This window comes from Kineobactrum sediminis (assembly GCF_002868715.1).
GTDB classification, from domain to species: domain Bacteria; phylum Pseudomonadota; class Gammaproteobacteria; order Pseudomonadales; family Halieaceae; genus Kineobactrum; species Kineobactrum sediminis.
This window is the reverse complement of the sequence record NZ_PKLZ01000008.1, coordinates 375,360-398,652: the sequence shown is the minus strand read 5'-3', so window position 1 is coordinate 398,652 and position 23,293 is coordinate 375,360. Positions and strand designations below refer to the sequence as shown.

The 23,293-nt window shown below is 59.0% G+C and carries 22 protein-coding genes; 8 read left to right on the top strand and 14 right to left on the bottom strand.

Going from position 1 to position 23,293, the window contains the following annotated elements:
* Positions 1–36 precede the first annotated feature (36 nt).
* From CWI75_RS11610 to CWI75_RS11600, 3 genes are read left to right on the top strand one after another with little or no spacing between them, the layout of a single operon-like run.
* The gene (locus CWI75_RS11610) at positions 37–999 is read left to right on the top strand and encodes an MBL fold metallo-hydrolase (protein WP_101521655.1); all 963 of its coding nucleotides are present in this window, start codon (positions 37–39) and stop codon (positions 997–999) included.
* 3 nt (positions 1,000–1,002) lie between these two features.
* Positions 1,003–1,476, top strand: coding sequence for a MarR family winged helix-turn-helix transcriptional regulator (locus tag CWI75_RS11605; RefSeq protein ID WP_101521654.1), 474 nt, complete (start codon positions 1,003–1,005; stop codon positions 1,474–1,476).
* Positions 1,477–1,491: 15 nt separating this feature from the next.
* Positions 1,492–2,829: a cytochrome P450 gene (locus CWI75_RS11600; protein ID WP_101521653.1), complete on the top strand. Its 1,338-nt coding sequence runs from the start codon at positions 1,492–1,494 to the stop codon at positions 2,827–2,829.
* Positions 2,830–2,925: 96 nt separating this feature from the next.
* On the opposite strand, the gene CWI75_RS11595 is transcribed toward CWI75_RS11600, so the two are convergent.
* Genes CWI75_RS11595 through CWI75_RS11565 form a run of 7 tightly spaced genes read right to left on the bottom strand, consistent with a single transcriptional unit; the run spans position 2,926 to position 9,267 of the window.
* Positions 2,926–3,405 carry an aromatic-ring-hydroxylating dioxygenase subunit beta gene (locus CWI75_RS11595; RefSeq protein ID WP_101521652.1) on the bottom strand — a complete coding sequence of 160 codons (480 nt, stop codon included), beginning with the start codon at positions 3,403–3,405 and terminating at the stop codon, positions 2,926–2,928.
* Positions 3,402–4,724 carry an aromatic ring-hydroxylating dioxygenase subunit alpha gene (locus tag CWI75_RS11590; protein WP_101521651.1) on the bottom strand — a complete coding sequence of 441 codons (1,323 nt, stop codon included), beginning with the start codon at positions 4,722–4,724 and terminating at the stop codon, positions 3,402–3,404. Before CWI75_RS11590 ends, CWI75_RS11595 begins: the two co-directional genes overlap by 4 nt.
* Before the next feature lie 15 nt (positions 4,725–4,739).
* Entirely contained in the window at positions 4,740–5,474 is a 735-nt protein-coding gene (locus CWI75_RS11585; RefSeq protein WP_101521650.1) for an SDR family NAD(P)-dependent oxidoreductase, read from the bottom strand.
* 1 nt (position 5,475) lies between these two features.
* Entirely contained in the window at positions 5,476–6,045 is a 570-nt protein-coding gene (locus CWI75_RS11580) for a Zn-ribbon domain-containing OB-fold protein (RefSeq protein WP_101521649.1), read from the bottom strand.
* Complete coding sequence (locus CWI75_RS11575) at positions 6,042–7,226, bottom strand: thiolase family protein (protein WP_101521648.1); 1,185 nt, start codon at positions 7,224–7,226, stop codon at positions 6,042–6,044. Before CWI75_RS11575 ends, CWI75_RS11580 begins: the two co-directional genes overlap by 4 nt.
* On the bottom strand, positions 7,223–8,854 hold the full coding sequence (locus tag CWI75_RS11570; protein ID WP_101521647.1) for an AMP-binding protein: 1,632 nt from the start codon (positions 8,852–8,854) through the stop codon (positions 7,223–7,225). Before CWI75_RS11570 ends, CWI75_RS11575 begins: the two co-directional genes overlap by 4 nt.
* 20 nt (positions 8,855–8,874) lie before the next feature.
* Positions 8,875–9,267: a RidA family protein gene (locus CWI75_RS11565; protein ID WP_101521646.1), complete on the bottom strand. Its 393-nt coding sequence runs from the start codon at positions 9,265–9,267 to the stop codon at positions 8,875–8,877.
* Positions 9,268–9,397: 130 nt separating this feature from the next.
* On the opposite strand from CWI75_RS11565, the gene CWI75_RS11560 reads away from it, so the two are divergent.
* From CWI75_RS11560 to CWI75_RS11550, 3 genes are read left to right on the top strand one after another with little or no spacing between them, the layout of a single operon-like run.
* On the top strand, positions 9,398–10,192 hold the full coding sequence (locus CWI75_RS11560; RefSeq protein WP_101521645.1) for a cyclase family protein: 795 nt from the start codon (positions 9,398–9,400) through the stop codon (positions 10,190–10,192).
* 4 nt (positions 10,193–10,196) lie between these two features.
* A complete protein-coding gene (locus CWI75_RS11555; protein WP_101521644.1) occupies positions 10,197–12,386 on the top strand; it encodes an indolepyruvate ferredoxin oxidoreductase subunit alpha in 2,190 nt (729 codons plus the stop codon).
* Positions 12,383–13,894, top strand: a complete 1,512-nt coding sequence (locus CWI75_RS11550; RefSeq protein ID WP_101521643.1) for an indolepyruvate oxidoreductase subunit beta family protein — start codon at positions 12,383–12,385, stop codon at positions 13,892–13,894. Before CWI75_RS11555 ends, CWI75_RS11550 begins: the two co-directional genes overlap by 4 nt.
* A gap of 4 nt (positions 13,895–13,898) precedes the next feature.
* On the opposite strand, the gene CWI75_RS11545 is transcribed toward CWI75_RS11550, so the two are convergent.
* The 6 genes from CWI75_RS11545 to CWI75_RS11520 all read right to left on the bottom strand — a co-directional run bounded on the left by CWI75_RS11545 (position 13,899) and on the right by CWI75_RS11520 (position 20,033).
* On the bottom strand, positions 13,899–14,396 hold the full coding sequence (locus CWI75_RS11545; protein ID WP_101521642.1) for a hotdog family protein: 498 nt from the start codon (positions 14,394–14,396) through the stop codon (positions 13,899–13,901).
* Positions 14,386–14,847, bottom strand: coding sequence for a MaoC/PaaZ C-terminal domain-containing protein (locus CWI75_RS11540; RefSeq protein ID WP_101521641.1), 462 nt, complete (start codon positions 14,845–14,847; stop codon positions 14,386–14,388). Before CWI75_RS11540 ends, CWI75_RS11545 begins: the two co-directional genes overlap by 11 nt.
* Before the next feature lie 75 nt (positions 14,848–14,922).
* Complete coding sequence (locus CWI75_RS11535) at positions 14,923–16,104, bottom strand: acyl-CoA dehydrogenase family protein (RefSeq protein ID WP_101521640.1); 1,182 nt, start codon at positions 16,102–16,104, stop codon at positions 14,923–14,925.
* Between the two features lie 11 nt (positions 16,105–16,115).
* Entirely contained in the window at positions 16,116–16,928 is an 813-nt protein-coding gene (locus CWI75_RS11530) for an enoyl-CoA hydratase family protein (RefSeq protein WP_241521184.1), read from the bottom strand.
* A 19-nt stretch (positions 16,929–16,947) separates the two neighbouring features.
* Positions 16,948–17,709 carry an SDR family NAD(P)-dependent oxidoreductase gene (locus CWI75_RS11525; protein ID WP_101521638.1) on the bottom strand — a complete coding sequence of 254 codons (762 nt, stop codon included), beginning with the start codon at positions 17,707–17,709 and terminating at the stop codon, positions 16,948–16,950.
* Positions 17,706–20,033 carry a bifunctional salicylyl-CoA 5-hydroxylase/oxidoreductase gene (locus CWI75_RS11520; RefSeq protein WP_101521637.1) on the bottom strand — a complete coding sequence of 776 codons (2,328 nt, stop codon included), beginning with the start codon at positions 20,031–20,033 and terminating at the stop codon, positions 17,706–17,708. Before CWI75_RS11520 ends, CWI75_RS11525 begins: the two co-directional genes overlap by 4 nt.
* Positions 20,034–20,163: 130 nt before the next feature.
* Between CWI75_RS11520 and CWI75_RS11515 the strand changes: the two genes are divergently transcribed.
* Positions 20,164–20,640 carry a MarR family winged helix-turn-helix transcriptional regulator gene (locus CWI75_RS11515; RefSeq protein ID WP_101521636.1) on the top strand — a complete coding sequence of 159 codons (477 nt, stop codon included), beginning with the start codon at positions 20,164–20,166 and terminating at the stop codon, positions 20,638–20,640.
* A gap of 125 nt (positions 20,641–20,765) precedes the next feature.
* Positions 20,766–22,229 carry an NADH:flavin oxidoreductase gene (locus CWI75_RS11510; protein ID WP_101521635.1) on the top strand — a complete coding sequence of 488 codons (1,464 nt, stop codon included), beginning with the start codon at positions 20,766–20,768 and terminating at the stop codon, positions 22,227–22,229.
* 12 nt (positions 22,230–22,241) lie between these two features.
* Here CWI75_RS11510 and paaX read toward each other — a convergent pair whose 3' ends face one another.
* Entirely contained in the window at positions 22,242–23,171 is a 930-nt protein-coding gene (gene paaX, locus CWI75_RS11505) for a phenylacetic acid degradation operon negative regulatory protein PaaX (protein WP_101521634.1), read from the bottom strand.
* Positions 23,172–23,293: the final 122 nt, after the last annotated feature.

Here is a 23,293-nt window from a genome sequence, read left to right as displayed (position 1 = left end):
GTCTCTGAAACCCATTAGCTAAGGCAAATTTCTCCCATGGCCAAAAAACCATTTGCATCCTCCGCCGACCTCGGCGACAAAGTTGAAACGCTGGAAGTTCTCGCCGATGGCGTCTATGCCCTGACCGCAGAGGGCGACCCGAATATCGGTGCGATTGAAGCCGAGGATTTCCTGATTGCGTTTGAGGCGCGCGCCACACCCAAGGCGGCCAGGGACTGGCTGGTAAAATTGCGGGAGCATACCGACAAGCCGATCCGCTACCTGGTGTTATCCCATTATCACGCCGTGCGTGTGCTGGGTGCCTCCGAGTTTGGAGCGGACTCCATTATCGCCCACGAACAAACCCGGTTCCTCATCAACGAACGGGGTAAGCAGGACTGGGATAGCGAGTTTGGGCGTATGCCGCGGCTGTTCCGTGAACCGGAAGGTATTCCGGGCCTGACCCATCCGGACATCACCTTTAATGATCGTCTGGAGATTCCTCTCGGCGGTGATCGCGGGGATCTGGTGCTGGAGTATTGCGGGCGTGGCCATACCGCCGGCGATATCTGTGCCTGGTTGCCCAAACACAAGATCCTGTTTGCGGGCGACCTCGTTGAAGCCGAAGCGGCGCTGTATACCGGCGACGCGTTCCATTTTGACTGGGCCACCAGCACGCTGGACAAGGTCAAGCAATACGGTGCCGAGACCCTGATTGGCGGTCGCGGTGCTACCGCGCGCGGCAATGAGGCAGTGAATGCCGCGATAGAACAGACCCGCGGTTTCCTGCAGGGCATGATCACCAAGGTTGGCGAAGTGCATAAAGCGGGCGGCACCCTGAAACAGGCTTTTGAAGCGACGCATGCTCACCTCGAACCCAAATTCGGCCGCTGGCCGATCTTTGAGCACTGCCTGCCATTTGATGTGCAGCGCCTGTGGGATGAGTTCGAGGGTATTGACTGGCCTCGTATCTGGACCGCGGAGCGGGACCAGCAGGTCTGGGATCAACTGCAGGACTGACAGATGCCGGACACCGCGAACAGCACGGATCAATTCGTCCGTCGGGAATTGCAACTGGAAAGGTTTCTTCCCTACCTGGTTAATAATCTCGCCGATCGGATCAGCACCGGGCTGTCGCGGATTTACGCGGACGAATATGGCCTGTCGATTCCCGAGTGGCGGGTGATAGCCAATCTCGCAGAACACGGCGTACTCAATGCCAAGCGTATTGTTATCACCACCGGAATGGAAAAAAGCAAGGTTTCGCGGGCGGTGAAAAGCCTGACGGACCGTAGCCTGATATTCCAGCGGCGCACGGAAAACGACAACAGGGCCCGGGATCTCGCTCTTACCGGCACTGGTGAAGCGTTGTATGGTGAGCTGGTGCCGCGAGCGCTGGCCTGGGAATTGCAGCTGCTGGAGTGTCTCTCCACCGGCGAATACCGTGATTTGATGCACCTGCTCGGCAAGCTGCGCGAGCAGGCCGGCCGTATTTAAAGGGGTAGGGCAGCTATGGCACATAACGGCACAGATCTACGTTTTGTTTACGATCCCCTGCAATACGAGCAGGAGGTACCCTTCGCTAAAATTGCGCAATTGCGCGCGCAATCCCCAGTGGTCTGGGTGGATGAGCAGGTACTGCCGCAGTGGCCCGGTGGCAAGGGTTTCTGGTTTGTTACCCGGCATAAGGAATGTCTTGAGGCCCTGAAAAATGCCCGCGTGTTTTCCTCGCATTTGGGCGGTACCCAGCTCCGCGATCCCGCGACACCCGAAGACCTCGCCTATGTACAGCAGATGATGCTGAATATGGATCCGCCCGATCACACGCGTTTGCGGCGGATGCTGATCAATGCGTTTACCTCCAAAGCCATAAAACAACTCGAGAGCCGGATCTGCGATCATGCTCGCGGTATCGTTGATCGGGTAATGGATGGCCGGCAATCCGGTGAATGTGATTTCGTCAAGGATATTGCAGCGGATATGCCGCTGTTGTGTCTCGCTGATATTTTTGGCCTGCCCTCGGAAGATCGCTACCTCATGTTCGACTGGGCCAACCGGGTAATTGGTTACCAGGACCCCGAGTATTCGGTATCGTCGCGGCACGACGAGGCCGGCGGAACCGCCATGGCACGAGAGGCCCTGAAGTTGCGGCCGGTGCCGGATGCCGACGGTAATATACCGGATCCCCGGTCCCGTCGTGGCATGGATGATCTGTACCGCTATGCTCACCTGCTGGCTGAACACAAGCGCGCCCATCCCGGAAGCGATGTCATGTCGATTCTGCTGGCGCAGATTGATGAAGAGGGCGGCGCCCTGACAGTCGCCGAATTTGAAAACATGTTCTGGCTGTTTGCCGTGGCCGGCAATGAAACACTGCGCAATGCAATACCGGGGGGCATGGTCGCGCTGTTGCAGCACCCTCAGAGCTGGCGTGCGCTGCAGAACAATCCCGACGCCATGCCCGGGGCGGTGGACGAAATGCTGCGCTGGTGGACGCCGGTGATGAATTTCCGGCGCACGGCATCCGAGGATACCGTGCTGGGCGGTGTTACCATTCCCGCGGGGGACAAGGTGTTGTTGTCATTCCTGTCGGCAAATCATGATGAAAGGACATTCGCCGAACCGTCTTCATTTGATATTGAACGCAACCCCAATCCGCATGTCAGTTTCGGGCGCGGTCCTCACTTCTGCATTGGCGGCCAGCTTGCCATGGCCCAGATGCGGGCATTGTTTACCGAGCTGACCTCACGGTTCGAGTCGTTCGAACTGGTGGGTGAGCCAAAATTCCTGCGGTCGAATTTCCAGCGCGGGGTGAAGTCATTGCCGGTGCGGTGGCAGGCCCGAAAATAAGGTAATGCCGTGGGGTTTTTCCGGCACTGTGATAGTGCCTCGCCGGCGGCAGGAGTACCCTATCCGGCCTGCCGGCAACTGACCACACCAAGCTGTCTACAGATAAATAATCAGCGATTTGTGCGCGGCATCGGGATTGATCAGGTTAACCCGCTTGTGACGGATCAGGAATCCTGATGGTGCCGTTACCAGATGATGTTCACAGGTGCCCGCATAGCAGCGCTGTTCTTCCCGATACCACAGGATTACATGGAAGTTTGACGTCACTATCAGGTCGCCGTCCGCCGTGTTCCCCTGGGCCTGGATATTCCCGAGCAGGTGAGAGCAGCGTATGGCCGGTTCTTTTGAGGCCGCGCGCGGATGCACAAAATTGCGGCGGCGGATTTCCATCATTACACGATCATCGTAAATATGTGAGATATGATTCAGCGGGTCGGGCTGGTTTTCCATGGCCGGCATCCAGTAGGTGCCGTCCTCGGTAAACAGCTGCATCCACGCGTCCAGGTCCGGCTGATCCAGCAGCGAGGCTTCCCGGTACAAAAACTGTTCGATGGCCTTGATATCCAGGTCAGTCATTGCGCTATCTCCCCGGTCATGTATTCGCGCCACGCCTTGTACTGGGTGCGCATATCGAGATCGCTGGTACCGCCGCCGATCACCCGGTCCGGCAGTTGCTGGTCGCGGCCGTACTGGCGATGGAATTCCACCCAATCGCTGGCGCTGGACTGCAGCCCCTCCTGTGCTCGTCGATAGACCTCGAGGTCATCGGGGCCAACCATGCCCGCAGAGGAGTTGATCAAGCGGGAGTAGAGCAGGGTACGCTGCAGCATTTCCTCGGGTGCGCCCTTGAGCCGGAAGGACCAGGTTTCCACCACAAAGCGATCGACCGCGATGGGCCGGACGACGCGGATGTTCTGCACCGCGGTCTTGATCGTCAGTGACGGGTAATACAGCGTGTTGTGGGTGTTGAACGAATAAATTTCCCGCGTGCGCTCTTCGCCATAGGCCTTCACCATGGCCTCGTGATAGGCGGGCAGTACCGTGTAGTCGGCGTGAATGCTGGTCTTGCCGCCGTCGTAGTGATGGCCATAGGGAAATCCGGTAATACCCGAATCCTCGAACTTCTCGTAGGAGGACCCAAACGGCGGAATGATTTCCGCTTCGCTGCGCTGCTTTGCGGCTGATGCCGGCAGTGAGGCGATATAGTCTTCCGCCGCCTGCACCACGGACTGGTGCACCACCATCGGGTGCATGGTGTCGTTGAGGTTTTCCAGGATGAACTTCCAGTTACACTCGTGCTCGTAACGCAATACGCCGCCTGCGACTTCCACCTCGCCCTCGGGCGCGCGATCACATAGATTATCGAGGCAATCGACGGCACCACCAAGCCAGGTCTTCAGGTCCGGGGCAGTACTGGACAGGGTGGCAAAGACAAAGCCGCGATAGCTCTCTACCTGGGCCACTGGTTGCATGTTATTGCAGCTGTCCGAGGGATCAAAGCCGGTGCCTTCGTAGCCCTTCTCATTCGGTATTTTGAGCAAAGTGCCATCGTGACGGAAAGACCAGCCGTGATACGGGCAGCGAAACGCGCCGCGCACATTCCCGTCGCGGCTTTCTACCAGCTTGGCGCCCTTATGGCCGCAGCGATTATGCAGGACATGCACCTGGCCCTCTTTATCGCGGATCATCACCACCGGAATCTTGTGGGTAATATTGGTGCTGAAAAAATCACCGGTAGCGGGCACCTGGGATTCATGACCGATAAAGATCCACGCCTGGCCCCAGATGCGCTCCATTTCAAGCTCAAAAATATCCGGGTCCAGGTACAGTCTTTTGTGTAACCGGGCCGGCTCTACGAGTCCCGCGAGTTCTTCATTGCTGATTGTGTTTTTCATAAGTAATTCCTCCGCTTACAGGGCCAGTGAGCCCAGGCTTGAGCCACCGCAGACCATCAGCGTTTGTCCGGTAATAAAGCCGTTATCGGAATGGTTGAAAAAGCTCACGGCCCGTGCGACATCATCGGGTACGCCGAGCCGTCTTACCGGAATGCTCTGTGCCATGGCGTCGACTTTGGGACTGTCCTCGGGGACCACATCGTGAAACATTTCGGTGGCGCTGATGGGGCCCGGGGCCACACTGTTAACGGTGATGCCAGACTCTCCCAGTTCCAGTGCCCAGGTCCGGGTCATGCCGATCATTCCCGATTTGGTGGCGGAATAGCTGGTGCGGGTCTGCAGGCCGAGAGCGGCGCGAGAGGTGATCAGGATGATGCGACCAAAGTGGCGTTCTTTCATGCCGGGCAGAAAGGCCTGGGCCAGGCTGATCGCAGCTCCTATGTGGACCTGGGACAGATAGTCGAAATCGTCCAGCTGGACATCGGGTAACAGGTTGGGGCGGATCAGGCCGGCATTATGTACCAGCCCCGTGACCTGGAAATCCCGTGCGACCCGGGCCGCTATGGTGGCTGTAGCAGCGCGGTCGCTCAGGTCCAGTTCAATATTGTGCAGACGCGGATGTTGCTCTTCCAGGGGGCGTCGCGCCAGATTGACCACCTCGTGGCCCTCCGCCAGGAATTGTCGGCAAATGGCGGCACCAATACCGGTACTGCCTCCGGTAACCACAATGGTTTGATGGCTGCTGCTCATATCAGATTCCCCCTGTTTTGTGGGCCGGTTCAAGCAGGCCCAGGCCGTCGGCAATAGCCCGGCGCTGGGCCCGGGTGGCAATGGCCGTTTGCCCGTCAACGGCGATCAGTACCGCGTTGAGTGAGCAGTCAGTATGGCTGAATACCTGCACCCGGGTTGCGGCGGGTATCTCAGTGGTGATACCGGCGCCAAAGGTGGCAGGCGCCAGATGGGCGAGAACAATGACGCCGCAATCCAGGCGGACACTGGCGATCGGCCAGGGTGCGGTGGCGATGCGGCGCCTGAAGTACTCCCAGAGGCTATTGTGCAATTCGAGACGACTTACCAGCGCGCCGCCGGTATCCGTACTGCGCCATAGCAGCGTGTCCTGCAGGCAGTGTCGGCACAGTTCCCGCGGCGGGTACTGTACGGTGGCACAGTTGCTGCAGTGCTGCAGCGCGAGGGCAACCGGTAAATTGGCCGCTGTAAAAGCGTTACCGAGATGGGTCCGCTGTTTTGGCGGGCGCGCATTTTGGCGCAGCGAGGGCCGATTGTGCTTGAGCCGCTGTTTCATGGTATGGCTGGTGCTCATCGGTCGCTCCTTGCCAGAATAGTGGCCGCCGAACAGAGGCCGCGGTCATAGTTGATCATACCGAAGCCACTGACCATGGCGTGTCTCGCACCCGGCACCTGATTGCCTTCGGTATCCCCGGTGAGCTGTCGTATCGTCTCCACCACGGACATATAGCCGGCGGCAGCGCCAGCCTGCCCTACCGAGAGCTGTCCCCCGGACGTGTTGTGAGCCAGCTTGTGCTGCTGTGGGCCACTGCCGTCAAAGCGCAGGTCAGTGGTTTTAAGCCATTGTGGCGCCTCGCCCTTGCCACAGAAGCCCAGGTCTTCCATCTGCATCATGCTGATGACCGGGTAATCATCATAGGTCTGCAGAATATCGACGTCCTCCGGTCCCAGCCCGGCCATCGCCCACAGTTGGTTCGCATACTCTGTCCAGCCACCGCGCAACTGGATATCGTCCTCGCGGTGGGCATTGTGCAATTCGCCCGCTGCGAGAATAGTGCAGTAGGGCAGGCCAAGGGCCCGGGCACGGTCCTCGCTCATCATCAAAAAGCCTTCGCCACCGGCGCAGGGCATGACACAGTCAAACAGGTGTAGTGGTCCGGCAATGGGGCGCGCGGAAAGATATTGCTCAAGCGATAGGGTTTTGTGTCCCAGCAGGGCAGGGGGGTAGTGGTTGGCGTTATAGCGCTGGGCAACCGCGATCGCACCAAAGTCTTCCCTGCGTGCATCAAACTCATCCATGTAACGCTGGGTGATCAGGCCGAAAGCCGCATTGGGTCCACCACCACCGTAGGGAAATGAGGCGTCTATGGTAAAGCTGCTGAAGTTGGCTGCGGTGGCCTCAAAGGAGCGGTGGGCGGCACCATCGCCACCAATGCAGGCAACGATACTGGCGTCGCCCGCCTGGATAGCGCGCGCCGCGCGTCGCAGGGCCAGAATGCCCGAGGCGCCGCCATAGGGTAGCTGTTCTATCCAGCGTGGACTGAACTCGAAATTCTGGGTGAGGGTGATCGCCGAATCAGTGCCCAGGGAAAAACTGGAAACGGCGAAACCATCCACATCATCCTTGCCCAGTCCCGCCCGGGCCAGCATCAACTGCAGGGTGCGGCCGATAAACCAGGCCGCTCCCTTCGGGCTTTGTTTGGCGTAGCCAAAGCTGATGGGTGCGGTGAGGGCGATTCCGGAGTAGTCCTTCATTGCGAGGGCTGCCTTTTCTTGAGAGAGCGGGTGTCGAGGGCCTCGCCCGCGGATACTCGCTCTCGCGCCAGGGCCTTGATATCGGCGCGGCGCGGCTTGTTGGAAGCTGTCACCGGCAGGGTGTCGCAGAACAGGATGTAGCCCGGGGCTTTATAGTATGCAAGTTGTTGCAGGCAGTGTCGGGTGATATCGTCTGCAAGGGCCTGCCGGTCGTTTTCGCCGGTGTCCGTGCCGCTGGCAATAATGACCGCTGCCACCTCATCGCCCCTGATTTCATCCGGTACCGCGGTCACCACCACCTGTTGAATCCGGGGGTGCGATATCAGTGCCGCCTCAACCTCAAGTGCCGAGATGTTCTCGCCGGAGCGGCGGATGACGTTTTTGCGGCGATCGACGAAATGCAGGCTGCCATCGGGCCCCTCCCTCACCACATCCCCGGTATTGAGCCAGCCGTCCAGCCAGGCCTCTGTAGTCGCCTCGGGATTTTTCAGGTAGCCGGAAAAAAATCCCCGGCGAGGATCAGCGCCAGCCGCGCGCACCCGCAATTCACCTTCCTGGCCGGGCGCTACCGGCTGTTTGTGTTCATCCACCAGCTGGTATTCAAGGGTCTCGGGGGGCTTGCCAAAACAACAGGTGCCGATGTGGCGCGGTTCGCGATTGGCGATGATACTGCCGCCAACTCCGGACTCCGTCATCGCCCAGGCTTCGAGTAACGGAAAGCCAAAGCGTTGCTCGAAGAGGGCATGGTGTTTCGGGTTAACGCCGGCCCCGAACCCAAAGCGGACGCGACCGCTGAAGTCGTCATCGGCTGCTTCCGGAAGTTCCAGTAGAATCGCCGGTAATACGCCCAGATAATGCACGATGGTGGCGTCACTTTCGCGCACGGTTTGCCACCATTCCCGCGGATGAAAGCGGTCGAGCTGGACAATACAGCCCGCGCTCATGACCATGGCCATGGTCGATACCGCCATCGCGTTCATGTGCGTGAGCGGCAACGGTGTCAGCAGGCGCTCGCGGCCGTAGCGAAGCGCAGCAAGCCCGCCGAGGGCGTTGTACCACTCGCCGGCGAAAATGAAATAGCTGTTGTCCAGTATGCAGGCCTTGGGCTTGCCGGTGCTGCCGGAGGTATACAGTAGTGCGCACTCGGTGTTGCCGCCGGGGGTGCAGTCGTCGCCTCTGGTCACGGCCGCTGGCAGTGTGGCGAGATCGTCGCAGCTGACTACCGGTAACGGGTTATCCAGTGCCGCGCATAGCTGCGCCAGGTGTTGCCGTGCTTCGGCAAGGGCGACCACCAGGCAAGCTTCCCCATGTTCGAGAAAGTAGGCGATTTCATCGTCCTGCATGTCGCGGCTGATGGGGATAACGCTGCATCCCAGGCTGTTCAGTGCCAGCCAGTGCAAGAAGAAATCGGCGCGGTTTTCCAGTACCAGGGCAACCCGCATGGGATGTGCATAGCCTTGTCGCTGGTAGTGGACTGCCAGTTCATCAATTCCCGACAGCGCTTCCGCGTAGGTGAGATCGACAGCACCTTCCGCATAGGCGCGCGTGGCCGCTGCGGGAATGTGCAGGAAGGCACTGTTTCCGGCCTGCGCGGCGGTGGCGGCAAAAATCTGATAGACAGTGGACACGTAGATTCCCTTTCGGCGATTTATTTTACGGCGGTGGCTTCAATTTCAACCAAAGCCTCATCCTCGATCAGTGCGGCGACAACAACCACGCTCATCGCCGGAAAGTGCTTCCCCAGAACCTCTCGATAGACCGCCCCAAGTTCACTCAGGCGGCTGGTGTAGGCCTCTTTGTCGGTGATATACCAGGTCATTCGGGTGATATGTTCGGGCGCTGCCCCAGCGGCCCTGAGAATGTCCGTGATGTTGAGCAGAGCCTGCCGAACCTGGGCAATAAAGTCGGTGGTTTCGAAAATGCACTGGGAGTTCCAGCCGATCTGGCCGCCAACGTAAATGCTTTCGGTGCCTGTCGCGGATACGCCATTCGCATAGCCTTTTGGTCTTGGCCAGCCATCGGGGAGTAAGGTAGTGTGCATTGTGTGCTCCATATATTTTTGGTCAATTTGAGGTAGATTATATTTTAAGCTTAAAATATAATCTACCTATAAACACAACATGTTGCCTGCGGAAAACAGGCATCCGGCATAGCCATCAGGGAGAAAACGTATGACAGATGAAGTACTCAAGGAACTGGCGTCCGCGCTGGTCACCGGCGGAATCAGGATCGTTGACCTCACCGCAACATTGTCACCCGAAACACCTACGCTACCCCTGCCCACGGAGTTCGGCTGGGGCCAGTCCTGGCCATTCAGCATGGAAACCATCTCCCGCTATGATGAAAAGGGCCCCGCCTGGTACTGGAACAACCTCAAGTGCGGGGAGCACACCGGCACCCATTTTGATGCGCCCATACACTGGGTAACCGGCAAGGATTACGACAATCACGCTACCGATACCCTCCCGCCAGAACGTTTTGTTGCGCCCGCGGTAGTGATTGATGCGGTGGCCGAATCCGAGGCAAACCCGGATTTTCTGATGACCGTTGATTTCATCAAGTCCTGGGAAGCCCGGCACGGGGAAATCCCGGCCGGTTCATGGGTACTGTTTCGTACCGACTGGTCGAAAAAAGCAGGTTCCCCCGAATACCTGAATATGCATGATGACGGCTGCCACTCCCCGGGCTGGGATCCGGCTACGGTGGCGTTTCTGGCGGAAGAGCGCGACGTTATCGGTGTTGGCGTGGAGACCGTCGGTACCGACTGTGGCCAGGCCTCTGCCCAGGAGCCGATGTTTCCGTGCCATAACCTGATGCACGGTGCCAATAAATGCGGCCTGGCCAGTTTGTGCAATCTTGACCAGCTGCCACCAACCGGGGTCATTCTTATTGCCGCGCCGCTGAAGATCAAGGAAGGCTCGGGCAGCCCCGCACGGGTCCTGGCACTGGTTCCCGGGAGCGCATAGTTGTATGGCTGAGCGTTCTTTTGCAGAGGAAGTCCTGAAGCTGCGGGCAGGTGACGGCGACACTTTCAAGGGTGAGGGTATCCTGGCCATTACCAAGGCGTTGCTGCAGTCCGGTGTGTCCTATGTGGGCGGCTACCAGGGCTCGCCGATCTCGCATCTCATGGACGTACTCAATGATGCCCGGGAAATCCTGGGTGAGCTGGGTGTGCACTTTGAGGCCAGTGGCAGCGAAGCCACGGCAGCTGCGATGCTCAGCGCATCGGTGAACTACCCCCTGCGTGGCGCTGTCACCTGGAAATCCACTGTCGGCACCAATGTCGCTTCGGACGCACTCTCCAATCTCGCCTCTTCCGGCGTTACCGGGGGCGCCATGGTGATCGTAGGGGAGGATTACGGCGAGGGTTCGAGCATCATGCAGGAGCGCACGTATGCGTTTGCGATGAAAGCGCAAATGTGGCTGCTTGATCCGCGCCCGAACCTGCCGAGTATCGTCGACATGGTGGAGAAGGGCTTCGGCCTGTCGGAGGCAAGCAATACACCCATTTTTTACATGATGCGGATTCGTGGTTGCCACGTGACCGGCGAGTTCACAGCCCGGGATAATATTGCCCCGCAATACAGTGACCGTAATCCGGTGCAGCCACGGCGCGAGCCTGAAAAAATCATTCTGCCACCCCATGTCTATGCCCAGGAGCGGCAAAAGATCAGCGAGCGCCTGCCCGCGGCCCTGGACTATATTCGCCAGCAGAAACTGAACGAGTTTTTCCCCGGTAAGCATGAGCAGCTGGGCATTATTGTTCAGGGCGGCTCTTACAACACGGTCATCCGCGCGTTGCAGCGGCAGGGTCTGGCAACCGCCTTTGGCGTTACCGATATCCCCATTTACGTGATGAACGTTGCCTATCCGCTGGTTCCCGACGAGCTGATAGAGTTTTGCAGCAGCAAGCGCCAGGTTCTGGTGCTGGAAGAAGGCCAGCCCGAATATATTGAGCAGGGTATCCAGACCGTGCTGCGGCGTGCGGACCTCAATACGCGCATTTATGGCAAGGACATCATGCCGATGGCGGGCGAATATACCGGCCAGGTAACCCTGGAGGGGCTTACTCGCTTTCTGGAAACGGTAGCGCTGCCCGGTATCGAACTGCGTTTGTCGTCAGGTGAAGTGGAAGCGCTGCGCACCCCACTGGATGAAGCGGACCAGCAGGCGCTGCTGGAAAACGTACCGCCAAGGCCTTCCGGGTTGTGCACGGGTTGCCCTGAGCGCCCGCTATTTTCCGCCATCAAGCAGGTGCAGCAGGATATCGGCCCTTTTCATATCAGTTCGGATATCGGTTGCCACTCCTTTGCCACCCTGGCGCCCTTTAACCTGGGTAATACGATCATGGGTTACGGGCTGTCCCTGGCGAGTTCGTCGGCGATCCGGCACAGCCTGCCGCACAAATCGATCAGCATAATGGGGGACGGTGGCTTCTGGCATAACGGCCTGACCAGTGGCGTTACCAGCGCGGTATTCAACAAACACGACGGCATCCTGATTATTGTGGATAACGGTTATTCCGCGGCGACTGGCGGCCAGGACATTCCTTCGCTGGTAGAGCCGAACCAGATTATTGCGACTACCATGGATACCGAAAAATCCGAGAGGGATGATGCCCAGTCCATTGAGGACGCCTGTCGCGGCGCCGGCGTTAAATGGCTGCGCACGGTAAGCACCTACAGTATCGACACCATGAAGGACACCCTGAATGAGGCGCTGACTACCACCGCGCCGGGGCTCAAGGTGATTATTGCCGAGGGCGAGTGCATGCTCAACCGGCAGCGGCGGATCAAGCCGTTAATGAAACAGGCGATCAATAATGGCAAGCGTACCGTGCGCGCCCGGTTCATGGTTGATAGTGATACCTGTACCGGCGACCATGCCTGTATTCGTCTCTCCGGTTGCCCCTCACTGACGATCAAGCCCAACCCGGACCCACTGCGTAAAGACCCGGTAAGTTACGTGGATAACAGTTGTGTCGGCTGCGGCGTTTGTGGCACCAATGCTCACGCGGCGATCCTCTGCCCGTCATTTTCCCGGGTGGATTTGCTGTATAACCCCAGTTGGGCCGACCGCATGGCCGGCAGGGTTCGCGGTGCCGTTATCGGCTGGTTGCAGGCTCGTACCGAGCGCAAGCAATTGGTGGTGGGGCTGTGAGTACTCCACGTGGTGAGACCATTAATATTATCCTGGCCGCGCTCGGCGGCGAGGGCGGTGGGGTACTGACCAACTGGCTGATTGACGTCGCCGATAGTGAAGGCTGGATCAGCCAGTCAACGTCCCTGGCCGGCGTGGCACAGCGCACGGGTGCCACGATCTATTATCTGGAGATATTTCCCCGCAGTGCCCTGCAGGGAGATACGCCTCCGGTGATGTCGCTGTTTCCTGCCCAGGGCGATATTGATATTGCCATCGCCTCGGAAATTGCCGAAGCCGGGCGGATGATACAACGCGGGTTTGTCACTCCTGAAAGAACAGCGCTGATCGCCTCGGATCACCGCGTATACGGCATTACCGAGAAGGAGCACCTGGCTGACGGTATTGTCGATGCGCAGGTACTGCAGACGATTGCCGCGCGCTACGCCAAAGACTATATCCACTACGACATGCTGGCACTGGCCACTGAATACGGCACCGTGGTGTCGTCGGTTTTACTGGGGGCCGTTGCCGGTGCCGGCGTGCTGCCTTTCAGCAAGGACAGTTATCGTTCTGTGATTACGGCTACCGGCAAGGCGGTAGCGGCGAACCTGGCGGCCTTCGATGCGAGTTACGAGCGTGCCAGGGCCCGGGGGGTTGAGCATTTCGAGCCCATTGGCGCGGCGGCGGTAGAGCCGGACGTGTCTACCCTGCCTGCGGCAACGACCGCGCAAGGCGCACAATTGCTTGAGCGCCTGCAAGTCTTTCCCGAGAGCTGCCATCCCGTGCTGTATGCCGGCCTGCAGAAACTGGTGGACTACCAGGATTATGCCTATGCCCATCAGTATCTGGATACACTGGCGCCGATACTGGCTCTGGATACTGGCCTTGAAGACCATCAACTGACCCGCGAGACCGGGCGTTATCTCGCGCTGTGGATGTGCTTTGAGGATATCCCGCGGGTTGCACAGCTGAAAACCCGCCCTGAACGCATGGGCAAGGTGCGCAGCGAGGTCCTCGCTGATGACGACCAGTTGTTGCATGTAACCGAGTTTTTCAGGCCGCGGGTTGAGGAAATGGCGTCACTATTGCCGCCGGCGCTGGGCCGGCGGGTGTTGGCGTCGCCAGGCTGTCGTCGCTTTCTGGGGCTCTTTACCGGCGGCAAGCGCCTGCGTACCAATACCATTACCGTATTTGTTATGTTGCGGACACTGGCCGGCATGCGCCGGTGGCGTCGTTCCATGCTCGGGTTCCAGCATGAGCATGCGCTGATCGCTCGCTGGCTGCGGGCAGTAAGCTCGGCAGGCGACACAGGTGACGCCCAGCTCGCTCTGGAAGTGGCTGAGTGCGGTCGGCTGGTAAAAGGCTATGGCGATACCCGGGCGCGAACCACCAGCCAGCTGGGCGCCATTCTCGAGCGTCTGGAGGCAGACTCCGGACAGGTGTCGCATGCGACGCTCAGGCGCTGGCGTGAAGCGGCCCTGGATGACGACGAGGGCAAGGCGTTCGTCAGCGAGCTTGCGACATGACCCGTTAGCCCGCGCCTGCCGGGTTGCGTTCTGCGAGAATATCAATGGTAAAACTCATCACCCGGTCGCCATACTGGTTAAAGGCTTCATTGCGGCTCCTGATAATGCCCCACCGGTTGCGCACGACACGCTCGGGCTTTTCGGTCACCTCGTAGGTAAAGGTGATGGTATGGCCCGGGCGTACCGGCAGGTACCACTCCAGGTCCTCTACACCCATCCCGGCGCCATTACGGCGTCCGTCCTGGACGCCGCTGGCAAAGTTCTCCATGTACCCGACCATTAATTTCATCCAGGTGGCGGTCAGGTGCCAGCCGCAGATGACCAGTCCGCGGTAGGGGGTGTCCCAGGCGCCTGTCGGGTCGGTATGGTAGATTTCCGGGCTATAACGACGCCCGAACTCAATGGCTTCAAGTTCGCTGAAGGTGTGGGAACCGAAGACGTGGAATTCGCCGATCGGAATATCCTCGAACCAGCGACTGCGTATATACGGTTTAAGCGACATTGGCGTTTGCTCCCAGTGCAATCATCAGCCGCGTCGCCAGTTCTATTACCGGCTCCTGCGCCTGGTTGAACACCCGTACATCCAGGTCGAGGCTGCCGGCGCCAGGCTGTCGGGCCGTGGCTTCGCGTCCCTTCACGGTGATTTCGGCGGACAAGGTATCGCCGGCGAAAACCGGCTTTTTCCAACGCATTTTAGGTACCGACGACATGCCGATCACCGGTATCTCCTGTTGATGGAGAGCGTCTGTGAGCAGGCGCATCATGATCGCGGAAACCTGCCAGCCGCTGGCACACAGGCCACCGAAAATGGAGGCCTCGGCAGCCTCGCTGTCCAGGTGATAGGGTTGCGGATCAAATTCAGCGGCAAACTCGAGAATATCCTGTTTGCTCAGGCTGGCCAGAGCGGTAGTAAACTGCTCGCCCGGCTGAATATCCTGCCAGTATCGGGGCATGTCGACGGCTTCCTGTGATGTTAACGGATTGCACCATAAACCAATCCGGTAGGAGCCGTCTATTGCCTCGTTTTTTCAGTCGTTGTTTGCGAACGCGGCCAGTGCCTGTCGGGCGATTATCGTTTGCTGAACCTCGGAGGCGCCCTCATAGATTCGCAGGGCACGGATGTCCCGATACAGCGACTCCACTATATTGCCCCGGGTTACACCCTTGCCCCCGTGTAGCTGAACCGCCGCATCAATCACCAGCTGCGCGGACTCGGTTGCGTGCAGCTTGGCCATGGCCGCTTCACGGGTTACACGGTCTGCAACGCAATCCTTGGTCCAGGCGGATCGGTATACCAGCAGGGCACTGCTGTCGATCGCCAGCGCCATGTCGGACAATTTGCCCTGCACCAGCTGCAGGTCGCTGAGGGTGCCGCCAAAGAGCTTGCGGTTGAGGACATGTGCGAGGGTCTCATCCATGGCCCGGCGCGCCATGCCCAGTGCTGCGCCGGCGACGGTTGAGCGAAACACATCGAGGGTCGCCATGGCGATACCAAAGCCCCGGCCCGCTTCGCCAACCAGGTTGGCGGCGGGTATCCGACAGTCGTTGAAACGTAATGTCGCCAGTGGGTGCGGGGCGATCAGGTCAATGCGTTCGGTGACTTCAAAACCGGGAGTGTCGGCCTCCACGATAAAACAGCTGATACCTTTGGCACCCGGGGCTTCCCCGGTGCGGGCAAATACGGTGTAGAAGTCGGCGATGCCACCGTTGGAGATCCAGGTCTTTTCGCCACTGATGATATAATTGTCGCCGTCTTTTCGGGCACTGCAGGCCATGGCGGCAACATCCGAACCCGCGTCAGCTTCCGATAAGGCAAATGCTGCCAGTGCCTGTCCTGCCGCAACCGGTTGCAGGAAACGCTGCTGTTGTTCGGCAGTACCAAACAGTGAGATCGGGCCGCTACCCAGGCCTTGCATTGCGAAGGCAAAATCCGCCAGCGCGTGATGGCGCCCCAGGGTTTCCCGAATCAGGCACAGGCTGCGCACGCTGAGTTTTTCCAGCTTGCCACCGCCACTGGCGGGTACGGCATAGCCGGTAAACCCGGCCTCGCCCAGGGCGCGTACCAGCTTGATACAGGTACCGTCGAGGTCATCGTGCTCATCGGCCACCAGCCCGGGAATATGTTCAGTGGCCCATGCGTCAATGGACGCGGCCAGTTCCCTGTGCGCGCTTTCAAAAAATGGCCACTGCAGATAGCTGCTGTCACTCATGGTCGTGTTCCTCAATTACCCTCGAATACCGGGGTCTGCTTGTTTACGAAGGCATTGTAAGCGCGCACAAAATCGTCGGTCTGCATGCATAATGCCTGGGCCTGGGCTTCGCTTTCAATTGCCTGGTCCACAGACATGTTCCATTCCTGTTGCAGCTGGGTTTTGGTAATGCCATTGGCAAAGACAGGACCGCCGGCAATCGCCCGTGCCATGGTCATGGCGGCGGCATAGGGATCTGCACTGACGCTATTGAAAAAGCCCCAGCGCTCGCCTTCTTCCGCCTTCAGTGAGCGCCCGGAGTAGAGCAGTTCACTGGCGCGACCCTGGCCAATAATACGTGGCAGGATGGCGCAGGCGCCCATGTCACAACCCGCCAGGCCGACCCGGTTGAACAGGAACGCGACCTTGGCGTCAGGGCCCGCATAGCGCAGGTCGCTACTCATGGCGATAATGGCGCCGGCGCCGGCACAGATGCCCTCAACCGCGCTGATAACCGGTTGCGGACACGCGCGCATGGCCTTCACCAGATCGCCTGTCATGCGGGTAAACGCAAGCAGTTCTTTCATCGACATTTTGGTCAGCGGGCCGATGATCTCGTGAACATCACCGCCGGAGCAGAAATTACCGCCCGCACCGCGAATAACCACGGCATGAATATCCGTGGCATAGACCAGGTCCCGGAACAGGTCCCGCAGCTCGGCATAGGATTCAAAGGTCAGTGGGTTCTTGCGTTCGGGGCGGTTGAGCGTAATGGTGGCAACGCCGTCCTCCGCCTGCCAGAGAAAATGTTGGGGTTGATAATTGCCTAGCTCGGTCGTATTCATGTGCTCTTCCATTAGTTTATTAGCTGGTTTCGCCGCCACTGATTGCGATCGCCTGACCGGTGACTGAGCGTGTCGACTCCGAGCATAACCACACTACAGTGTCGGCAACTTCTTCCGGCTGAATCAGGCGTCCCTGGGGGTTGGTAGCGGTAAATTGCTTGAGGGCTTCGGCTTCGCTGCGCCCGGTTTGATCCACGATGTTGGCCACCGCCTCGCCAATGATAGCGGTATCGGTGTAGCCGGGACATACCGCATTGACGGTAACGCCTTTCCGGGCCAGCTCCATGGCCAGTGCCCGGGTAAGCCCGAGTACGGCATGCTTGGCCGCGCAATAGGCGCTGACATAGGCGTAGCCCTTTAGCGACGCGGTGCTGGCGATATTGATGATGCGTCCCCAGCCTCGACTGCGCATGCTGTCAACGACCTGCTGGCAGCAGTGGAATACGCCATCAAGATTTACCGCCATGACCGCTTGCCACTGCGCCGTAGTGAGCTTGTGAAATGGGCTGGTAGGTGCTGCGCCGGCGCAGTTGACCAGAATATCCACCGCCCCGAAGGTCTCCGCAGCCTGGCGAAAAGCGCCGACAACCTCGTCTTCACTGGTGACATCGCAGCCAATGCACTGCTGCTGGCCATCAGCACACCCGGTGGCGGCGGCAGTGGCTTCAAGCGCGCCCAGGCGCCGGCCCAACAGGCTTACGCGGTAGCCTTGCCTGGCCAGCGCAATGGCGATGGCAGCGCCAATACCGCTACCCGCGCCGGTCACCAGAGCATGCTTCATAACGGGGCCGCCGCTTCCCGGGCGCGCTGCAGGTTGGTATGCAGTTGGCGAAAGCCCATGAAGTTCTGCCGTGGCTCGACGACGCCGGGGCCGCGATAACCCAGTTCCGCGGCGGCGCGCAGGGTCCAGTTCGGGTCCGCCAGATGTGGGCGCGCGAGACACACCAGGTCGGCGCGGCCCGCAGCGATGATACTGTTGACGTGGTCGACCTCGTAGATATTGCCCACCGCCATGGTCGCCATGTCGCCCTCGTTGCGGATGCGGTCAGCCAGTGGTGTCTGGAACATTCGCCCGGGCAGCGGCTTGGCCGCGTGGGATACCTGGCCACTGGAGACATCAATGATATCCGCTCCCGCTTCGCTGAAGGCCCGGGCGATGGCAACGGCATCTTCTTCCGTATTGCCTTGCTCGTCCATCCAGTCATGGGCTGAAATGCGCACTGACATCGGCTTGTCCTGTGGCCAGGCGGCGCGCATGGCGCGAAACACTTCCAAGGGATAGCGAAGGCGGTTTTCCAGGCTGCCACCATATTCGTCCTGGCGATTGTTCAGAACCGGGGTAATGAACGCCGAAATGAGATAGCCGTGTGCCGCGTGTAGCTCCAGCATATCGAAACCCGCCCGTGCGGCACGTTCTGTTGCGTCGACAAATTGCTGTTTTACCGTATCCATTTGTTCGCGATTGATCTCTGCGGGGACCGGGCTGTAGCTGTCGTAAGGAATCGCGCTGGCCGATACCAGTGGCCACTGTTCCTCTTCCGGCAGTGGCTCATCAAGAATGGCGGGATCCCAGTTCCATGGCTCCTTGGTGGCGCCCTTGGGGCCGGCGTGGCCGAGTTGCAGGGCAAACTTTGCCTGGGTGTGCCGATGCACAAAATTCACGATCCGTGTCCAGCTGGCTTCCTGTTCATCATTCCAGATCCCGGCGCAACCGGGGGTGATACGCGCCTCGGGCGATATATCGGTCATTTCGGTATACACCAGGCCGGCACCACCCTCGGCGAGCGCTCCGTAGTGTACCAGGTGCCAGTCATCGGGCAGGCCGTCAATGGCGCTATACATGGACATGGGGGAGACCACGACCCGGTTGATCAATTCCATATCGCGCAGTTTGAAAGGCAGGAACATGGGCGGGATGATGGTATCAACCTTATCGCCCAGGACGCGCTGGGTCAGGTGCTTCTCCATGCTCTCCAACCACTCTTTGTCCCGTAACCGCAGGTTTTCGTGGCTGACCCGCTGGCTGCGCGTCAGCATGGAGTAGGTGAATTGCTTGAGATCCAGGGCGCGGGCATAGCGAGGCACATTCTCAAACCAGATCATGGCGTTGCGGGCACTGTTTTGCAGGCGCAGGGCATCAATTTCGCGCTCTGCCTGGTAGGCCCGCAAGGCCTCCGGGATATTGGCATCACTGGTGAGATGATTGGCCAGGGCAATCGCATCTTCAAGTCCCAGCTTGGTTCCGGAGCCAATGGAAAAGTGAGCGGTATGGGCTGCGTCGCCGATCAATACGATACGATCATCCTTGACCCAGTTACGGCACAGTACGTGGGGGAAGTTGATCCAGGCCGACCCGCGGACGTGGGCGGAATTGGTGAGCAGGGGGTGGCCGTCGAGATAGTTTGCGAAGATCCGGCGGCAGGTTTCGGCACTTTCCTCGTGGCTCATGTGTTCGAAGCCAAACGCTTCGTATACGTCGGGATTGCATTCGACGATAAAGGTTGATGTGTCCTGGTCAAATTGATACGCATGCGCCCAGATCCAGCCGTGTTCGGTTTCCTCGAAGATGAACGTGAACGCATCCCGGAAGGTCTGCTTGGTACCGAGCCAGACGAACTTGTTGCTGCGCACATCAATACTGCAGTCAAAGCTTTCCAGATCGCTGTTGCGTACCTTGGAATTGAGGCCATCCGCGGCCACGATGACATCGGCATCGGCAAAAGTAGTGTTTACATCCTCGGGTGAAAACTCCTGCTCAAAATGCAATTCGACACCGAGCTCGCGGCAGCGCTCATGCAGCATTTGCAGCATGCGCTTGCGTCCGAGACCGATAAAGCCGTGGCCGTCGGAACGCTCAACCTCGCCGTTGACATAACAGTCAATCATGTCCCAGTGGATAAACTCTTTGACAATACGCTCGGCACTGACGGGATCGTTGTGCTTCAGGTTGTCGACGGTCTGGTCGGAAAATACCACGCCCCAGCCAAAGGTGTCGTCGGGACGATTCCGTTCATACACTGCGACTTCATGGGATGGATCCCTGAGCTTCATGGATATCGCCAGGTATAGACCAGCAGGGCCAGCGCCCAGGCATACTATCTTCATACTCTTCTCCGACTTGACCTGCCGGCGGGGTAGACAATACCTCGCCAAGTTAACAACAATAGTTTAAGCTTAAAGCGTGAGATCAGTATAACGCAAACATTTTACGTTTAAAATATGAAGCTGCCCTGTCATGACTGAAGCTGTCACTACCACGCTTAACCACGAAACCCGGTTGCATGAGGATGATCACCACTCGATAAAGCTGTGGCTGCGCCTCCTTACCTGTTCCAGCCTTGTGGAAACCCGGTTGCGTGGAGCGCTGCGCGAAGAATTTGACACGACATTGCCCAGGTTTGATTTCCTCGCCCAGCTGGAACGCGTACCGGACGGCCTCACCATGGGCGAGCTTTCGCGTCGATTGATGGTGTCCGGGGGCAACATTTCAGGTATTTCCGCGCAGTTGGTGCGCGAGGGTCTGGTCGACCGTAGCCCGGTACCGGAAAACCGGCGGATGTTCATGGTCAAGCTTACGCCGAAAGGTCGTCGTGCATTTGCCAAAATGGCGCAGCAACACGAAGAGTGGGTTATTGGCTTGCTCGGTCACCTGAGCCGCGATGAGGCGGACCAGCTGATGCACCTGCTGGAACGGGTCAAGCAGGGACTCTAGGAGCCTGCTCAAAAGTGCTTTTTCGGGAACCTGTCCACAGGCTCCCGGCGGCAGCAACTCGCGCAGCGCTTGCCCGAAAAATACTTTAAGTTTAAAATATCCTCTCGCTGTCAGGAGTCTGTGTCATGTGGAAACCCCCCGAGAGGATCAAATACAAGGCTGTGGAAGATGATTGGCCAAGCCAGTCCGAAGCTGCCGACAGTTTGTTGTTCAGTCCGTTTCAAATAGGCCCGATGAGCCTGTCGCAGCGCACATGGGTGCCCGCCATGGTGCCCTGGCGCTCTAACGAGGCGGGCGAAGTAACCGAAGACGTGTTGCAGTGGTATCGTCGTTTCGCCCTGGGCAAGCCCGGTGTGATCGTGGTTGAAGCGACCGGCATTCGTGATATACCCAGTGGCCCCCTGTTGCGCATCAGTGATGATCGCTATATTGCCGGGCTGAAAAAGCTGGTTGATACGGTGCGTGAGGCCAGTGAGGGGCAGACCCGGTTGCTGATCCAGGTTATAGATTTCCTGTCCATCCGGCGGCGTCCTGACCCGGACAAATACCTGCAACGATTCCTCTCCATCTCCACCCATCATCGTAGTGTCCTGGGCATGGAGGATGCGCCCGAAGAGGCTGTTCGCGAGCAGTTGGCGCGTTTGCCAGGCGATGAGCTGGAACAGGTTCTGGCACCCAGGGAATGGGAGGATATGCAGTTCGGTTATCGCGAGCGTGTTACCGATGTGCATACGCCCGCGGTGGCAGAATTGCCTGCCACCTTGCCCGGACTGTTTGCCGACGCTGCGGCTAGGGCCGAACAGGCCGGCTTTGACGGCGTTGAATTGCATTATGCCCATGCCTATACGATGGCATCCTTTCTATCCCCAACCAACACTCGCAGTGACGGTTATGGGGGCGAGCGGGAAAATCGGGCACGGTTGCCGCTGGAGGTCTACCAGGCGGTGCGTGCAGCAACCGGTCCGGACTTTGTGGTCGGTTGCCGCTTTCTCAGCGACGAGATCATCGAGGGCGGTAATGGTGTCGACGATGCCTGTTACTTCGCACGCCGCTTTGCCGAGGCCGGGATGGATTTCCTGTCCCTCTCGCGCGGTGGCAAGTTCGATGATGCCAAGCAACCCAAGGTGGGCTGGGCGGCTTATCCCTATACCGGCAAAAGCGGCTATGAATGCATGCCGGGTTATATCTCCGATCAACAGGGCCCGTTCGGGCGCAACATCGCTCCGGTCGATGCCATCCGTTACAGCCTGCACGAGGAAGGGCTGGCTGTACCCGTGGTGGTAGCCGGAGGTATTTTCGGGTTCAAGGCCGCCGAAAACATATTGCAGCAGGGGCAGGCCGATATCATAGGGTTTGCCCGCCAGGCACTGGCGGATCCGGACTGGTTTGAGAAAGTCCGCAACGGCTATGGCCCCGAGGTTATTGTTTGTCGTTACAGCAACTACTGCGAAGGGCTGGACCAAAAGCACAAACAGGTCACCTGTGAACTCTGGGACCGGGTTGACCTTGACGAACCCGGCATTGCCAAAAGTCGCGATGGCAGGCGTCGGCTGCTGGCGCCTCTATGGGTACCCGGTACGGTTCCCTGATACCGTGGCTTTTCAGCGCTGTGGCTTGATCCCGGGAAAGCGCGCAGCAAAGCCCGCACCGGGCGGAGGCAGGGCGCCATTGCCACCCTCAAGGGTGGCAATGTGGTGCGTCGATGCCCGCGCCAGCGCTTTATAGACCCCGCCGGTCAGGGTCAATGCCTCTGCACCGGGCCAGGCGGGTGGCAGTAATTCATCGGGTAGCGGTGTGTCGTGCAGTAAAACGCGACGATAGTCGTGGATAAGAAGAGTGCGAACGATAAAGGCGGTTTCGGGCTGCACCTGGCCCTCTTGTGCGAGCCACTTCTGTATCGGCCTGAAATTATCGAGAAAGGTGCGGTAGGCTGCGGCAGTCTCATCAAGCTGCCAACATTCGTGCACCATTTTGCGCAAGCGCTGCGGTGAGGCCAGTTCGGAGCTGGTGGCATCGAACAGCATGACTTTTTCGGTGGCGCTGAATTCTTCAAGGGTTTCCCGCAAAGCGCGCCCTGCACTGCCGGGTTTGGCATACGTTCCACTTGCAATGGCGCGAAACCCCTGCCAGAGCAGGCTGCGCCTGAAATCCTCCCGATCCCGGTCGGGGATTGCCAGGGGTAACAGCAGCTGCCAGTGCCCTTCCCACGAGGTATCCTCTGTGGCGTAAATGCGCCGGGCTGCACGCTCGTACTCGGCATTGCCGTGGGATGTGAAACGGTAATAACTACGGCGACCTACGCGTTCAGCTTCGAGCCAGCCCTCCTTGACCAGACGAAATACCGAAGTGCGCACAAGGCGTTCGTTGACACCCAGCGGTGCCAGCGCATTAACCAGGCTCCCCAGCCAGATGGTGTGGCCGTGCTGGGACACTGTGTCACCGAACAGGGTGATAATCAGGGATGTGGTGCGCATGGGCTTGCGAGCTTCAAAACCCGCCAGCAAGCGCCTGACAGCAGTGGGGTGGGGCACCTGTTTACCTCCTGGCGTGTAGAGTGCCGGTTCCAGTCAAACTGCATCCGGAGTATTGTTTCAGGGCGGGCATTACCAGCGCTGGCGATTGTGCGATGTCATTCTGCCGTTGTTTTAAATGA